Annotated in this window: 18 protein-coding genes; 5 read left to right on the top strand and 13 right to left on the bottom strand. The window is 43.3% G+C overall.

Going from position 1 to position 16,352, the window contains the following annotated elements; genetic code table 11:
* Positions 1-24: 24 nt before the first annotated feature.
* Both pgm and seqA read right to left on the bottom strand, forming a co-directional pair.
* Entirely contained in the window at positions 25-1,662 is a 1,638-nt protein-coding gene (pgm, locus tag PRUB_RS12010) for a phosphoglucomutase (alpha-D-glucose-1,6-bisphosphate-dependent) (RefSeq protein ID WP_010384727.1), read from the bottom strand.
* Between the two features lie 9 nt (positions 1,663-1,671).
* Positions 1,672-2,214, bottom strand: coding sequence for a replication initiation negative regulator SeqA (gene seqA, locus PRUB_RS12005; RefSeq protein WP_010384728.1), 543 nt, complete (start codon positions 2,212-2,214; stop codon positions 1,672-1,674).
* 125 nt (positions 2,215-2,339) lie between these two features.
* Between seqA and PRUB_RS12000 the strand changes: the two genes are divergently transcribed.
* The 5 genes from PRUB_RS12000 (at position 2,340) to fur (ending at position 4,789) form a co-directional block, all read left to right on the top strand.
* A complete protein-coding gene (locus tag PRUB_RS12000; RefSeq protein WP_010384729.1) occupies positions 2,340-3,113 on the top strand; it encodes an alpha/beta fold hydrolase in 774 nt (257 codons plus the stop codon).
* 86 nt (positions 3,114-3,199) lie between these two features.
* On the top strand, positions 3,200-3,421 hold the full coding sequence (locus PRUB_RS11995) for a DUF2788 domain-containing protein (RefSeq protein WP_010384730.1): 222 nt from the start codon (positions 3,200-3,202) through the stop codon (positions 3,419-3,421).
* The gene (gene ybfE, locus PRUB_RS11990) at positions 3,421-3,699 is read left to right on the top strand and encodes a LexA regulated protein (protein ID WP_010384731.1); all 279 of its coding nucleotides are present in this window, start codon (positions 3,421-3,423) and stop codon (positions 3,697-3,699) included. Before PRUB_RS11995 ends, ybfE begins: the two co-directional genes overlap by 1 nt.
* 14 nt (positions 3,700-3,713) lie before the next feature.
* Positions 3,714-4,241 carry a flavodoxin FldA gene (gene fldA / locus PRUB_RS11985; protein ID WP_010384732.1) on the top strand — a complete coding sequence of 176 codons (528 nt, stop codon included), beginning with the start codon at positions 3,714-3,716 and terminating at the stop codon, positions 4,239-4,241.
* A gap of 101 nt (positions 4,242-4,342) precedes the next feature.
* Positions 4,343-4,789 carry a ferric iron uptake transcriptional regulator gene (gene fur / locus PRUB_RS11980; RefSeq protein WP_010384733.1) on the top strand — a complete coding sequence of 149 codons (447 nt, stop codon included), beginning with the start codon at positions 4,343-4,345 and terminating at the stop codon, positions 4,787-4,789.
* Positions 4,790-4,923: 134 nt separating this feature from the next.
* On the opposite strand, the gene PRUB_RS11975 is transcribed toward fur, so the two are convergent.
* The 11 genes from PRUB_RS11975 to PRUB_RS26600 form a co-directional block, all read right to left on the bottom strand.
* On the bottom strand, positions 4,924-5,295 hold the full coding sequence (locus PRUB_RS11975) for a response regulator (RefSeq protein ID WP_010384735.1): 372 nt from the start codon (positions 5,293-5,295) through the stop codon (positions 4,924-4,926).
* A 102-nt stretch (positions 5,296-5,397) separates the two neighbouring features.
* Positions 5,398-5,895, bottom strand: coding sequence for a hypothetical protein (locus tag PRUB_RS11970; protein ID WP_010384737.1), 498 nt, complete (start codon positions 5,893-5,895; stop codon positions 5,398-5,400).
* A gap of 148 nt (positions 5,896-6,043) precedes the next feature.
* Positions 6,044-7,294 carry an SDR family NAD(P)-dependent oxidoreductase gene (locus PRUB_RS11965; protein WP_010384738.1) on the bottom strand — a complete coding sequence of 417 codons (1,251 nt, stop codon included), beginning with the start codon at positions 7,292-7,294 and terminating at the stop codon, positions 6,044-6,046.
* Between the two features lie 489 nt (positions 7,295-7,783).
* Positions 7,784-9,235 carry an alkaline phosphatase gene (locus PRUB_RS11960; protein WP_162144655.1) on the bottom strand — a complete coding sequence of 484 codons (1,452 nt, stop codon included), beginning with the start codon at positions 9,233-9,235 and terminating at the stop codon, positions 7,784-7,786.
* 675 nt (positions 9,236-9,910) lie between these two features.
* Complete coding sequence (locus PRUB_RS11955) at positions 9,911-10,774, bottom strand: hypothetical protein (protein ID WP_010384740.1); 864 nt, start codon at positions 10,772-10,774, stop codon at positions 9,911-9,913.
* 443 nt (positions 10,775-11,217) lie between these two features.
* The gene (locus tag PRUB_RS11950) at positions 11,218-11,790 is read right to left on the bottom strand and encodes an NAD(P)H-dependent oxidoreductase (protein WP_010384742.1); all 573 of its coding nucleotides are present in this window, start codon (positions 11,788-11,790) and stop codon (positions 11,218-11,220) included.
* 61 nt (positions 11,791-11,851) lie between these two features.
* Positions 11,852-12,190, bottom strand: a complete 339-nt coding sequence (locus PRUB_RS11945) for a MerR family transcriptional regulator (protein ID WP_242065243.1) — start codon at positions 12,188-12,190, stop codon at positions 11,852-11,854.
* Between the two features lie 112 nt (positions 12,191-12,302).
* Positions 12,303-12,731 (bottom strand): hypothetical protein, encoded by a 429-nt coding sequence (locus PRUB_RS11940; RefSeq protein WP_010384744.1) that lies wholly within the window; start codon positions 12,729-12,731, stop codon positions 12,303-12,305.
* A gap of 324 nt (positions 12,732-13,055) precedes the next feature.
* On the bottom strand, positions 13,056-13,223 hold the full coding sequence (locus PRUB_RS11935) for a hypothetical protein (protein ID WP_155946354.1): 168 nt from the start codon (positions 13,221-13,223) through the stop codon (positions 13,056-13,058).
* 433 nt (positions 13,224-13,656) lie between these two features.
* On the bottom strand, positions 13,657-14,379 hold the full coding sequence (locus PRUB_RS11930; RefSeq protein WP_010384746.1) for a substrate-binding periplasmic protein: 723 nt from the start codon (positions 14,377-14,379) through the stop codon (positions 13,657-13,659).
* A 179-nt stretch (positions 14,380-14,558) separates the two neighbouring features.
* Entirely contained in the window at positions 14,559-16,304 is a 1,746-nt protein-coding gene (locus tag PRUB_RS26600) for a PAS domain S-box protein (RefSeq protein WP_010384748.1), read from the bottom strand.
* Positions 16,305-16,352: the final 48 nt, after the last annotated feature.

The following is a 16,352-nucleotide window of genomic DNA, read 5'->3' as shown; positions in this document are numbered from 1 at the left end:
GTATGGCCTTGTTTATAATTTTAATTAGCGGATCACGCCATCCACCAATGCCTTAGCCGCCTGTTCAAGCTCTGCAAGGTGCGCTTCGCCTTTAAACGACTCAAGGTAAATCTTATAAATGTCTTCTGTGCCTGAAGGGCGTGCGGCGAACCAGCCCGACTCCGTCACAACTTTCAACCCACCAATGGGCGCATTGTTACCCGGTGCTTCGGTTAAAATATCTGTAATAGCATCGCCTGCAAGCGTGCTGGCGGTTACATCTTGTGGACTAAGCGCTTTCAATCTGGCTTTTTGCTCAGGCGCGGCTGGGGCGTCAATGCGTTTATAAACCGGTGCGCCGTACTGCGCTTCAAGTTCACGATAATATTGAGACGGCGTTTTACCTGTAACAGCCAAAATTTCCGCAGCCAGCAGGCCCAAAATGAACCCATCTTTATCCGTGTTCCAAACGTCACCATTCATACGTAAGAACGATGCACCTGCACTTTCTTCGCCCCCAAATGCCAACCATTGCTTGCTCAGGCCTTCAACAAACCACTTGAAGCCAACCGGCACTTCGTATACTTCACGCTGATTGCCTTTGACCACTTTATCGATCATGGCACTTGATACCAGAGTTTTACCGATTTTAATGTCACTGCGCCAGTCACGGTGTTTTAGCAAGTAGTCAATAGATACCGCCAGGAAATGATTCGGGTTCATCAAGCCATCTTTAGTGACGATGCCGTGACGGTCATAATCTGGATCATTACCAATGCCAATGTCATAGTCGTCTTTAATAGCGACCAAGTTAGCCATTGCAAATGGCGAGGAACAATCCATTCGGATTTTTCCATCTTTGTCCAATGGCATAAAGGCAAAGCGCGGGTCAACCTGTTCGTTTACAACGGTTAAGTCCAACCCATATTGTTTGGCAATGACGGGCCAGAAGTTAATGCCAGAACCACCCAAGGGATCGACGCCAATACGCACACCCGCTTTGGCAATCGCATCCAGGTCGACAATATTTGCCAAATCTTCAACATAAGGCGTGATTAAATCGACATATTTTACAAAACCTGAGCGGCTTGCTTTGGCAAACGGGAAAAGTTCCACTTCAACCAAATCTTCTGTCAACAACTGGTTGGCGCGATCTTCAATCCACTTTGTCACATCAGTATCGGCTGGGCCACCATTGGGTGGGTTATATTTAAAGCCGCCATCTTCAGGCGGGTTATGTGATGGTGTAACCACAATGCCATCGGCTAGTTCATGAGGATGCGTCTGGTTATGGCATATAATGGCGTGACTGATCACAGGCGTTGGCGTGAAATCGTCATTTTCCTGTGTCACCACATGGACCTCATTAGCAACCAGCACTTCAATAGCAGAGTTGAACGCAGCTTCCGATAAAGCATGCGTATCTTTGCCCAGAAATAATGGCCCAAAAATGTTGTTCGCTTTTCTGTAATCACATATAGCCTGAGTAATGGCCAGAATGTGAGACTCATTGAATTTCACATTGTACGAACAACCGCGGTGACCTGACGTACCAAAAGCAACACACTGCTCAGGATTTTGCTCAAGGTCAGGCTCATTCAAATAGTAAGCTGATACCAGTTTGGGAATATTCGCCAGCTGACTTAACGGTGCTGGTTTGCCTGCATTGGGGTGATTTGCCATCACATTTCCTTATAGGTAGTCTCGGATAGTTTCTGCTTGTTGCGCCGAATAACCAAGTATGAGCGCAACTTCGTGCAACATCATTTTCTTACGCGTCGTATTTGAGTTTGTCATGACCCAATACTGACTGTCCGCGATGTTTTTCGGGTTTGTACTACTACCGCTTTCGAGCAGCGCAGCTTTGCTGGTCGAAAAATAAATGCGATCTCGCCCTTTGATCTCCAACACTTTGTGGAAATCTGCTTTGTGGCTACGATGAAACGCCGCCAGAATAAACAAGAAGCGCCCTACTACGCCTTTTTGCATAGCCAGCTCTTCTTTATTGAGAATATCAAATACGTTACCTGAAGTTTCATTTGAAACCACGGTTTGCTGCGGCTCAACTTCTGGTTGCGCAGCGGGTTCTGCTGCTTGTACGGGCTCCTCAGCCGGCTGTGCTACTGAGTTCAGGTTTAATAAACGACGCAGGATCTGGGAAGCGCTTTCACCAATACTTTGCGTGTTACTGGCAATGTACTGATATAGCTCGTCATCTATTTCTATTTTTTTCATGCTTGTCCTGTCATTTTATACATCTACTGCATCTCCACGGGATTATATCTAAATTTAACTTATTCCTCTACGGCTATGATTTTGCTTTCAACACTGGCACACTATGCGCCGTATCCGGAGGTATTATGTTGCTTAACTACAAATTATCGGGACAGCCACTGGGCAGTGCCGAGCCTGTTTTGTTACTTCACGGCCTGTTCGGCTCGCTGGAGAACCTGAATATTATAGCCCGCGCACTCAGTGAATCGTTCACTGTAATAAACCTGGACTTGCGCAATCATGGTCAGTCGTTTAAGAGCGATGTGATGGATTACACCAGTATGGCTCAGGACGTCCTTAACTTGCTCGAACACCTGAAAATTAATCAAGCACACCTGGTCGGTCATTCCATGGGTGGTAAAGTGGCTATGCAAGTTGCGATGCTGGACGAGAGTAAAATCAACAAATTGGTTGTCCTGGACATTGCCCCTGTAGATTACCACCCTCGCCATGACACGATTATCCGAGCCTTAAATGCGGTTGCAACGGCTCAGGTTGCCAGTCGCGCCGAAGCCGATGCCATAATGCAAACCTATATAGAAGAACAAGGCGTGCGTGGCTTTTTGCTTAAGAGCTTGGCTAAAAATGAGCAAGGCCAACTTGAGTGGCGCTTTAACCTCGGCGTCATAGAAGCCAATTACAATAAGATCATTTCAAATATTAATACAACTCATTCTTGTTTGTGTGATACGCTGTTCCTGAAAGGAAACAACTCAGATTATATTGAGGCCCAGCACAGAGACGCCATTATGCAGTCCTTTAGCAATGCCAGAGCAAAAATTATTCAGGGTGCCGGACATTGGCTGCACGCAGAAAAACCACAAGCAGTCAATCGTTCAATTATTGATTTTATTCAATAATTACCGCAGTTTTTTCGCTGCAAACTTAATTTATCGGTTATAGGTATGGTATAGTAGCCGCCGTTTATGTTTTGAGTAGTGCAAAGATGATCAACGAATTTATGAATGAGTTTGAAACCCTTGGTCTTTACTTTGCTCTCGCCGGGATTTTCTTTTTTATAGGTATGGCCATTCAGGACGTCCTAAAGAAAGGAGACGTGCCCAAGTTTGGTCGATACATAGTCTGGTTAGTGCTATTTTTAGGGTGCTCAGGCTTTATCGCCAAGGGCCTGATACAGGTATTTTGGCAAGGTGCGGGTGTTGGTTAATGGCCAAGTCTGAATTAGATAGAACCACTATCGACTTGTTTGAAAATGAAAAGCGCCCTGGTCGGCCTAAGACAAATCCTCTTCCCAGAGAGATGCAGCTAAAGATCAACAAGCGCAATCAGATTAAAAGAGACAGGGCAAGAGGGTTAAAGCGCGTTGAGTTTAAAATTTCCTCTGAGCTATATCAGGCGTTAAGCGATATGGCAGAAGAGCAAAACATCAGTCGTAGCGCGCTGATAGAAACCATTTTGCAAGAAAAATTAGCGATTAATAGATAAAAGGTAAGTAGTTAATGGCAAGCGTAGGTATTTTTTTCGGCAGTGACACGGGTAACACCGAACACGTTGCAAAAATGATCCAAAAAGAATTGGGCAAAAAATTAGTCGATGTGAAAGACATTGCCAAGAGTAGCAAAGCAGATATCGAAGAATTCGATTTACTTCTTTTTGGTATCCCTACTTGGTACTACGGTGAAGCTCAGTGTGACTGGGATGACTTTTTCCCGGAACTGGAAGAAATTAGCTTTGAAGGTAAACTTGTAGCCATCTTTGGTTGTGGCGACCAGGAAGACTATGCCGAGTACTTCTTAGATGCAATGGGTATGGTTAACGACATTGTAACTGAGCGCGGTGCAATCGTCATTGGTAACTGGTCTACTGAAGGCTATGACTTTGAAGCCTCAAAAGGCCTGGTAGACGATAGTCACTTTGTTGGTCTGGGTATTGACGAAGATCGTCAACCTGAGCTAACTGAAGAACGCGTGAAGAAGTGGTCTGCTCAGGTATACGAAGAAATGTGCCTAAGCGAACTGGAAGACTAATTCCACTCTACGCCGGGTAAGTATCCCAAGCGCACTATTTTTAAGTCTGTGTCGTGCTAGACTTATGTAGTAACTGAAATTAGACAAATTGAGACAGATTAATGACTGATCACAACTTAGAGCTAAAAAAAGCGGGTTTAAAGGTTACCCTGCCACGCATTAAGATCTTAGAGATCTTGCAGTGTCCTGATAACCAGCATATCAGTGCCGAAGACGTATACAAAATCCTACTGGACAAAGGCGAAGAAATTGGTCTTGCTACCGTTTACCGCGTATTAAACCAGTTTGATGACGCTGGCATTGTGACCCGTCACCACTTTGAAGGTGGTAAGTCTGTATTTGAATTGTCAGGCAGTACACACCATGACCACCTGGTTTGTCTTAAGTGTGGTAAAGTAATTGAGTTTGAAGACGAACTTATCGAAAGACGTCAGGAAGAAATTGCCAAAGAAAATGGCATCAAACTGACCAACCACTCTCTGTATTTGTACGGCGAGTGTAACGATGAAGAAGCGTGTAAAAATTACGGTGATGAAAACGGTAACTGAGCTTACTCAATTCACTGAAAAAGCCGGCGAAAGTCGGCTTTTTTGTGTCTGATGAGTCTTTCTTAAATTGCCCTCTCTTTGCATAGCGCCAAATACCCCAATACTTATCTGAACTGGGCAAACCCTGATAAAGATTAGCCTTGTAGTTTTACAGTAAAAAACTCAACACCTGCTTTCAGGCCTTCAAAATTGAAAGGCTTAACAACACACTTATCTATCCCGGCCCTGCGTGCTTCATTTACCTCAGCCAATGAGCCGTCGAGCGTCATCATCAACAAATTAACATCTTTATAAGGCCCCTGTCGAACTGCCTTTGCAAACTCAAGGCAACACATGTCAGTCATTTGCCTGTCTGCGATTATAAGGTCTACCTCTCCCTTGTTGAGCTCCTCGAATGCAGCGCTACAGGTGTCCACCTGTATTGTGTTCTGATAACCCATTTGAGCAAGCATCTGTGTAACAATTCTACGCATAACAGCGCTGCTATCTACGACTAAGGTTTTCATATCGAACCTCCTTAAAAAAATTTTATTAGTAACAGAAGCACTTATTGAGTTGTTTTTATCAGTCGTTACTTTTCAAGCTCAAAAATCGGCCTTGCACGCGCCTTATTGTTGTAACGGATTGATGCGAGTGCATGGAACCACGAGCGCTTCATTAGACAGGTCATAGGTTTTGAAATGGTTGTCGTCAATTTTCATGATCTTTCCATAATAAACACTATCTGGGTTGTGGTTTACAAAAGACGCCACTGATTCTGGTGTAAATATGCCCAACTCATCTTTTTCCAGTCTTGTTAAAAGTTTTTTGTACGCAAAGCTTTTAACAACATCCCCATTAATCTCAAAACGGGCTGAAGTTTCGATATAAATAACAGATGCCACATTCGGCTGTGATTCATCATATATTTTATATGTAACCTTAGACCTGGCAGTTGATTGTTCTACCGAGTAATGATCATTGGTTCGGTACTCCATAATCGAGCCTTCACCGATTTCAGTCTTTGCAGTACACTCCCAGTGGCCTTCTAAAAAACCCACGACGCCGTCTTTTGAATAAGAAAGTAAAGGCAACAATAAAAAAGAAAATAAAATTATTTTTTTCATAGCGAGTATTGAAATTCACATCTATTAAACACAAAGGCCACTAACAGTGACTTAAACTATTTTAAGAGCCATAATTGAAAAAACCGTACGTCATTTTAAAATGTGCTGTTTGATACACTCCTTTAACTCTTCCAGTTGAAGACAAATACTAATATGTTAATTGATAAAAATGACGGCGTGTCGGACTACAACCTGGTAACTCAGCAAATAAAGGAAACAAAATTCTCGCTGCCCCATCAATCTCATCTAGAGGAGCCACAACCCAGGGACTTTCACTTTCATAATATTCATCGACAGAAAACCAGCCGGGATCACAACCATGCACGGAAAATCGGACACCAGACTCAGTGACTAGATCGGATTTTCTCGCCAGACATTTGGTTAGCATATGCAATGCTGACTTTGCCATATTGGTTTGTAAATGTAAGTCCTCTTTCTTGGTTTTAAAAAGCCCTTCTCTCGCATGCACATTTATTATATAAGGTGAAACCAGAGACTTACTAAGTAAAGGCAACATTTTTTGGATCAGTAATGTAGGTGCAACAGCATTAATTCGATAACACTCTTCTGCTTCTTGCTGAAGAAAATCAGCTAATCTAACATGCCAACTATTGGTAAAACTATGATCAACGAACTTTGGATCACCGTAGCGGTTTGTTTGTTCAACAGAACTGACCTCACCATAGAGATGAGACTTATCTCTCGCTCTAATTGTTTGAGCAGCACAATTAACTAAAATATCCAAAGACTGAAGTGACACTAGTTCATTAACCAGATTATTTAGCCTTTCGTCCAGATTTAACGAATCGAGATCAAGCTCAACTAACTTCAAATTATCTTTCCAATGAAAATAATCTTCATAGCCTGAAAAAATTTCCTTTGCTGATTCAATATTTCTCGTTGTCACAACTACATTTTTACAATTCGCTCGAAGAAGCTTCAGCGCAATTTGGTGACCTAATTTCGTTCTGCCTCCTGTCACTAAAGCGTTTAAGCCTGCTAAAGAACGGCCATAATGTCTAAACTTCTGATTCAGCTCACCACATTTATGGCAACAGAATAAGTAGGTAGGGTGAGGATTTCTGACTAACTTATGGCATTGATAACAACGCATAAAGTGCTTCTTAGACGGTAAACGAAAACGGTTTTCTATGTCAGGTTTCACACACCTTTCCAATTCATCTAAGTGGTGGCATGTGTTTTGTAGTTGTCTGGAAATGCTATTATTTACACTTGCGTTTTTACCACAACACTCTTCATTAGTTATACCAAAATAAGCAGCAGCTAACTGATAAATCTCCTGCTGGTTAACCCTTATATTTTTTTCTAAAAACTCTTGGCTTTTTTTAGTTCCATTCAGAGCGACTTGAATACCATACTTCGAACTACTTTGATTCAATCTAACTTCCTATACTTCATAGCTAACTTTAAGTTCTGAAAAACCATGTAACCATACAGCCACATCAGCAGCCCTCAGATATTTATATTTCAACCAACACAAACTATCGTTAAGCCTTTGCTTTATATACATTTAGGTAAAAACGGCTAGGTAATAATACCATACGTGAAAATACCATCCTACAGGATATGCTCTGAAAAAACTGCCCAAAATTCATGCCTAGCATCTTAATGAGTACTCGTATTCGACTTAACGGTATATGAGGCCTGACCATAACGAGACATGACGTTAATGTGCAATAGCTCCAAGGGCTTGAGCATGCTAGCTATAACTAAAAACAAGACCGATACTGAATCTATCTACCAAGACGTTTATGGAAACTGATGCGGGAACGTGTAAAAAAACGATAGAAATGACACCTAATTGAGTCGTTGTTTCTAAGAGGAAACCGACAGGTGTCGGCTTCCTCTTTGACACTCTAATATACAATTATGGTTTGCGTAATAATGCAGCTTCCATCACTTCAAACACGACTGTGTTATCAACGTAGTTGCCGTCCCACTTATAGTGTTCACCCCACAGTTCCGCTGCTTTTAAATCGGTGCGTGTAAACTCATTAAAACGCTGGCTGCCAGCGCCTATCGCCCATAAAGGTACCAATTCATTGGTGTGATTGCGTGAAGCCCACTGATACCCAGGAATTTTGCCTTTCCCGCGATTCTGAACAGCGAGAAATGCATTAAACGTATCTTCTTCAGGGTGAAAACGTGCTATTTCCAGTGATGCTTTACTTCTGTCTTCTGCGACAAAGCCACCTGCACTATTTGTCCAGGTTCCTTCTCCCCAGATCCCGCCACACTCATGATCTGAAGTAATAATCAGCAGCGTTTCGTCCCAGCTTGAGTGTGTTTCTACCCAGTGAATAACGGCATCGACCGCCTTATTAAAGTCAATCTGCTCTTCTATGAATCTGGGCATATTGTTGGCGTGACCCATCCAGTCTACTGCCCCGCCTTCAATCATGACAAAAAAGCCATCAGGATCTTGCTCAAGTACATTAAGTGCTCCCAGACTCATGGTCGCTAAATCTGGCACATTGGTGTTGTAAGCCATCCCTGATGGCGTATTGTCATCAGGTAACGCAGCCCTTCCTGCCTGCAATGTAGAACCCGACTGAGCAATGCCAATCACACGTCGAGGGACATTATTCCCCTGAGCCAGCGCCTTGAAATCGGCGACTGAATCGATATAGGACACCCCGTCGCGACCATTTTTGTTACCAAGTGACTTATATGTTTGCTCCCCACCAACATATTTATACTCTTTCTCTTCAGCGGATGCTGCCAGATCCCCGCTCGCACCGTACAACGGATGACCGGCGCCCATAATGACAGACAGTTCAGATGCCAGCATTTCATTGAATATATCGGCGTAATTGTTGCGCGAGCTATTGTGCGCTATCGCGGCTGCGGGCGTCGCATGAGATATCATTACGGAGGTTACCGTCCCTGCGGCCAGGCCTTCTTTCATGGCTAGTTGAGCTATGGTTTCGAATCGCTCGCTGTTGCTCCAGTCCATATTGATGCGGCCAACAGAGGTTTTTCGGCCACTCATCAGTGCCGTACCCGCAGCGGCACTGTCAGTATAGGAGGTATAGCTACCGGAGGCGGTATAATCATTGATCATGGCATTTTCAAAACGCGTCCAGCGAGTTGTCGGGTCATACCCCTGCGCAACAGCCCCTGCGGCTTTTGCAACGTCTGTCCCCTTTGGCAATGGTCGCCCCTGCTCATCAACCAGGTTAAGCGCATTGTGAGCAAGCCCAAAGACCAATGGCGCAGTGCCATCCGGGCGCGTCACCTGATAAGTTTGCTTACCAGCCAGGCCCTGATAATAGTCAGCGGCCAGCCAGCCATTGAATCCGTTACCATCAGATATCATTAAAATGATATTTTTGGGAGCTGCGTTTTTTGTCGTTTTAGGATCAGACTCGGTGTGATTAGCACAGGAAGTCGCAAATATTACAGATGTAACAAGGGTTGTTCTTAAGAGAGTATGCATCATCGTCAGGCACTCGTTATTTAAATCGTTCTCAGCAGTCACATAACTGCCTTACCACTGTCATATAAATACATTTCGTACATTTAACACACAACGGAAGTGTTATTATATAACATTACACATTTAAATCATTCCATTTTTATCACGGCTTCCCACCCTGTTGTGTTTAAAGGAAGTTTTCAGAAAACCAACGCAAGAAAAACTAAATGCATGGAAGCTAACCACTATCGAAAAGCACGATTTTTATGCAATCTAGCTAATGTTACTTTCATCGCCATTAGCCGGACGAGCTGGGAAAATTAAACCAAAGCAAAGGTAGAAACGCAGTACATTATCATTTAAAGAAAATGTAATCTGCAGAGCAATACATCCAGCTGATATAAAGTATGTTGAAAGTGGCATGTCAGAACGCGTGTTCGGAGGGGTTATATGGATATAGAGCCCAGAGAAAGCTCCGGGCTCTTAAGTAAGCGTATTGTCGAGTGACTTAAACAACCCGATTTCAATCTCCAGAACGTCATCTTTGGCTATTCGAGTCACATTATTCATTTCGCTTTAATATTTTCTAAAGTAAAGTGCCGGATAAATCGGGTTAAGGGTGTTGTCTTCGACGATTTCCCCATCTGATAATTGATTATTTACCGCATCAATTAAAGAATGCTGTTTGCCGTTTACTTCAATCGCAACAGTCACCTCTTTATTTGATGCACCCACGTTAGAACAAGACTTAATGCGAGCACCAGCGTCTGCATCTCGCCACGTGCATTGCAATAAGGTTTCTTCAAATCCGTCTACCATACGTTTAGCGGGGTAAGCTCTAAAATAAACAGGACCAACGTCACAGGCGTTCTGAGTGGGCTTATCATCGACAACAGCAACTCCACCAGCGAAATAGTTGAGTGTAAAGTCGTTAAAGCCCATTATACACGCTGAAGAACCGGCAGCTTGGTTTTTAGTCGCAATGGGCATATTTAATGTGCGCCCTTCAATGTCATCACACATTAGTTTATGAGCGTTACCGCTCTCATTAATCCAGCGACAATCCAGGCGCTTTTCTTCCAGTCCATCGACGATGCGTGTATCTGGCGCTGGCTCAAAAGATACAGCGTGTCCTCCACAATTGGCCTTATTTCCTTGAACTTTCACTGTGCCTTTAAGCTCAGTCCGATACCCATCTAGCCAATTTATGCTGCAAATGCCGTAGCTAGGAATATTTACTCTGTTAGCGACTAATACATCCGGTAAATTCGCATCTACTGGGTTTTCACATACCTGGTTTTCCCAAGTACCGACCTCGTTTTGTTTCTCTACTTGCCAATAGCAAGACATAGTTGAGCTATCCTGTGCATAGGCTGTGGCTGCGGAGCTACACACGATAAATGATGATACTTTTAGTAGTGCATTTAATTTGTTTTTCATACTGATATTCCTTTTTAGTTATGAGTTGTTATCCGAAAACATGTGCACACTAACATTTTTTGAAATGTTAAAAAGTCTAAATGACATTTGCTTACAATCAATTACCAGACCCCACAAACACCCCTTTTTATTTACAAAGCTAAAACGCGTAGTCGACCTGAATTCATGTTCTATACATATTTAGCCATGTAGGGCAGTGTAATAGTATTTGTAGCGTCGGCACCTAAACTTTCAAGGCTGTTATCCCTGACAGCCATCCACACAAGGAGCCAGGCCATGACTATCTCAAAATTTATGTTGTGTGCGTTATTTAGTAGCACTTTTTTTGGCACACGCCGGAGCCCAGTATCTAACCCAACCAGCCAGTAGAAAGCCAATGAGATACCCTATAAATATGCCAATCAGTTTAACTGACAGGCATTGCTGCGACAGACGGCTTATTGTTAACTTATACTAGCCCCCAGAAAATGTACCTCTTTTATCCACGTATTCCGCTGACTCTCATCCGATAGAATAACTGAGCCAAATAAAGTAACCTCGGCTTTGTTAATGCCGCAAAATTCAAGCGTATAAAGACTCAACTGCTCCAAGACCGGCCCGGATTGCTGTTCAGCAAACTCTTGTGGAGCATCCATAGTTAATATGACTCTTGCCGTTTTACCAATCAGCAGTTGCACAACGCTGGCACTGTCATCTTTAAAAGAAAACGCCATTCCGGGTAAGAGCGCCCTATCGAATAACCCTTTGAGTTTTGCAGGCAACCCGCCCCACCAGATAGGTGTAACAATTACGATATGTTCGGCCCAAATAAGGGCTTCAACAAAATCACTCAGGCAAGCTTCCAGCTCCTGAACTTCATCGTAGCCCGATGCCAAATTTGGATCAAAATTCATCTCTGATATATTAAAGCGACGAACCAGTGCTGACTTCTCAGCTTGGTGTTGATACTCAGAGCTCAGATGATGAGTAAAACTACTTTGTTTTGGGTTGCCATTTAACAGTAAGACTTTTTTCATTATTTTCCTCTTCAATTTAGGTAAACAATGAACATCTTAGAGTCTCCCGTTAAGGGAAGAGTCAAGCTGTTTTTTGACAAGAATTGATTGAGCCTATGCAGATATCTAACTTGGCTAATTTTTCAGAAATGGCCTGCAACTCGTTTTCAAGTCTTTGCTTTATCACCACAAGAAAAGCGTTAATCTCAGTCCAATTTGCGCTGCCATTGTGATATTTAATGACCCCCTTCAGCTCTGCTAAGGTCACCCCCAGGCCCTTAGCTTCTGAGATCAGTTTCAACACCTCAATATGTTCTGGGGTATAAACCCGATACACCCCTTGTCTCTTCGGTGCTATGATCAGATCTTTCTCTTCATAAAATCGGATTGCTTTGACGGATAAACCGGTTTTCTTTGCCACTTCACCTATATACACTGCCATTTCCTTGAAAAATCGATGCCTGCGTCAATTATAATCACAATAAGGTTAAATCCTTAAATAATACTAGGCTTGGCCCATCCTCAACATGCCATCAACTCTCAAGCGCTTTTTTAATCGTTTCGAGCAATTTTTCGGGTTCGTTAGTGCCTAAGCTGACAGTGGTCCCATCTTTTAGTTTGAGTTCTACGGCGTCCAGACCGGAAACATTATACAGCCAGCCGGTAGATAGCAGGCAAATACCCAGGCCATTATACCATTTAGTTTTTATAATTATTGCCGAGTCTATTTGTGTGTAATCGAGAGATTTACGCCAAAAGCCAGGGCCGAAAAACCAACGGATCTGCCCTTCACCTATTTTAATAGTCAGCGAACTAAACAAAATGGCGACAACGCCAACAACCAGAAAGGCAAAATTCGCGTTGTCTGCGGGTTTAACAATAGCGCTGTATGCAAGCACCAAGGCAGATGTGCCCATAACGGCCAATATAGCGGTACCGATTTGGGTATGTTTATAGTCCATTGTTCTTTCTTCCGTACAGGATTCTACCGAACTACTTTTCTATATTGTTTTCTTGAAATTATACGCGCCTCGAAGAAGTGTTATACCAATTCGCTTAATTTAGTGTTCTATTTTGAGGCGAGAAAATAGAATCGATAATACCGATCTCACGTCTTGCTATCGCTGAGACTCTTACATCTGTTTAGGCGAGGCGAAATTTTTCGAACTCATACCTTATAACACCGTTAGTGTCACACTTGCCCCTTCAAATTGAACAGGTATTTAATGAAATAGGTATTAGTAAAGGGCCAGGCCATAAGACCTACCCCTTAGAATTGCCCTTAATTAGCACGAGTAGCCGTTAATAGAGACAGGGCAAGAGTAGTTTGGGTCTGAGATAGGGCCACATCCCATGGCAGATATTCCGCCACCGATCTGACGTGTTTTACCGTTTGCCAGGGCCGCCTGCTCAGACAGGTTTTTTACCTTCTTCTTGTTGAGTACCAATGTCATTGTTATTCTCCTTTACATGATTGCACCAATATTGGTAACAATCAGTGTGTTGCTATTTTGTTCAAAAAGCAATCACAAATATCAAATGCAGAAATATTTAATGTAAGCGTCATATTTAAGATCTGAACGCATTGATATCGATACCTCATGTTTATTCACTACATTGCACCAGTGCAGCAACATGATCCTTAATTTGTAACCTCACTTGGTACCCATTACGCATCAATGGTTGTGTGCAATAGGCTTATTAGATGAACAGACTCTTCACTCAATTGGTGTAGCGCTCGCAATACCGAAGGCCCTTTTCTGAAAAACACATCACCATAATTTTCCCAAATGCAGTGACCGAATAGCGGGCAGCCAAAAATAACGTGAATTGGCGAGTGGATGAGAAGTGGAACGTGACTTTTATTTGTTGCCCTGACCTTATTACTCACTCTAATTCTGAAAGCTTTTGCTTTAACAAGAGAATAATGTCAGGAGGAGTTAACTTATTGGCGGCAAGATAAAAGTCATTACTAAGTTCATCCAGTTCGAACAAAAAATTAAAATCATCTCGTGTACATCCAATTTGCTCACACATGTAGTCAAGGTGTATCGGAGACGCTGCAATTATGTCGGCCCTGCCCCGCAGCAACATTTTCACAGTCACAAAGGTCTCAGGTAAAACGACTATAGTGTCTAACATATTCTTGCTAGCCAGAAACTGATAAACAACATCGTCACGTTTAACCCCTACTTTGTAGTCTAGGAGATCCGACAACGTCTCGACTTCAATATCGGTTCGCTCTCGTAATGAAATAAGGTAAGTTTTAGTGCTCATCAGCACACCCAACCAGTGAAAAAGATTCTCTCTGGCTGGCGTACGTACGATTGAGAAAATGAGCGTGCCAGGCTCATTGATCGCAGTTTTATATGCCCTCGCCCAGGGCATTACTTCAATGTTCGATGTGATTTCTAAGGTAGCTAGTACTCTATTTACTTTTTCGGCTGCAACTCCTTCAATTTGGCCATTTTTACCGGACATCTGGTAAGGCGGTAGCTCTTCAGTAACTACCCTGAGCTGGTCCAAATAGTCAGATGATGTCCCCTGACTCACTAACGTCAAAGGCCACAGCAAGAGTAAAACCAAACTAAAAGAGTAAAGAGCCTGCATGTTTATCCAACTCTATAAAAAACGACCCGCCTGTATAAGCATATATACGACAGAAAAAACCTATAGGATGAATCTCCCAGTAAAAAAGTGCTTAACACATCTAAAAAGCGGCAAATGCACCGGTGCAGCTATGCCATTTACCGCTACATAAAAGTCCACAATAACTCAAATCACTTAACTCACTTAGCCTGAATATAGCTGCTTAGTTGATCAACGTGCTGACGTGTTTCGTCGATCAGGCCACCAATCTCTCCTGCGGACTCTGTGGTTCGCATTGCGAGACTCCTTACTTCATCAGCAACCACGGCAAAGCCTCTGCCAGCATCACCGGCCCGAGCCGATTCGATCGCCGCATTCAGTGCAAGTAAGTTAGTCTGATCTGAGATGCTATTGATGGTATTAATGATGGTGCTAATCTTAGACAATACCTGTGCCATCGCATGGTGCGTTTCTGTCAGGACCGCGTTGCGCTCTGAAACATCCGTACCATAGAGCAGAATTTTATTGAGCTTGCCATCTTCATCCAACACCGGAGAAATTGCAGCGTCTATTTGTACTTCGCTTAGGCCAGTAGGCAAAGCAAGTTGTGTTTTCACGAACTGGCCTGTGCGTATCGACTGCCATTGTTCATCACTGAGATAGCTTGACAGCGTTTTAAGCAGTTGTTGTACTGCTCGCTGATCCGTGGCGCCCAGTGCACTGAGTCCCATAGGATTGATCAACGTCAGCTCTCCCTGAGGATCAAACTCCAGTACAATATTTGCCTCACCAATTGCTTTCAGGCGCACATCATTTTCTAATGCAACGCGTTTAGTGCTATCAACATTCGCCTGAATTGACACAAAGCGTATCAAGCTGCCCTGTTCATCAAATACTGGGTTAATGGCTAAGCTGATCCAATAAGGTTCACCCTCTTTGGTGTAATTCAGGATCTCTTCATAAAACGGGGTACGTTGTTCCAGATTCTTTTTGATACGCTTTTTAGTATCGGGTGAGGTATGTTTGCCCTGTAAAACATGGCCAGGTTTCTTACCCAGAACCTCGTGTTGGTCGTAGCCAGACAGCTTAGTAAAGCCGGGGTTCACATATTCAATTAATCCGTTTGCATCGGTTATGATCACCGAGTTATCGGTTTCATTCGCAACCAAAGAAAGCAACGCTATCTGATCACGCTGTGCTTTTTCTTCGGTAATATCCTTAACAAATGCCGTGTAGGCAATTTTGCCGGCCACATTGACTTTTGATAACGACAAATTAGCCCAAAGCACCTGACCATCGCTACGTTCAATCTCAACATCCCGGGAAGTACCAACGATTTTATCTTCACCGGTGCGGCGATTACGATTGACCATTTCGTCATGGTTACCCTGTATCGCTCTGGGCACCAGCATTTTCACATTATGGCCAATAACTTCGTCACGCTGATAACCCCACAAGCGCTCTGCAGCCGGGTTAAAAAAAGTCACGATATTGTTGTGGTCAATCGACACAACGGCATCAATACACTGCTCAAGCGTCTGATCAATGCGCTCCTGAGCCTCTTTTTGCACCGTAATGTCTTTTATAAAGGCTGTGTAATGAATACCGTCAGACTGACGTACTTTAGATAAAGACAGGCTACACCACTTCGTGTCACCACTGCGGGTTTCTATTTGAATGTCACGAGCCGTGCCAACAATTTTGTCCGGGCCGCCATTGCGATTGGCATTGACGTATTGATCGTGATTGGTTGAAAATTCGCGCGGGACGAGCATTTTCACGTTTTTCCCAATCACCTCCGTTTTACTGTAGCCAAACAGCTTTTCAGCGGCTTCGTTCATGTACGTAACATTGTTTTTGGTGTTGATACTGATCACGGCGTCAATAGCCTGATCTAGGATAGCCTGAGTGTTATCCGACTTATTAAAGAAGAGTGACTGGATCATCAATTAACCTCTGAGCAAAGGTGAAAGCACGCGCTCGCAAGCATAATG

Source organism: Pseudoalteromonas rubra, from assembly GCF_000238295.3.
Classification (GTDB): domain Bacteria; phylum Pseudomonadota; class Gammaproteobacteria; order Enterobacterales; family Alteromonadaceae; genus Pseudoalteromonas; species Pseudoalteromonas rubra.
Note: the sequence above shows the minus strand (reverse complement) of the source record. Positions and strands in the feature narration are given on the sequence as shown.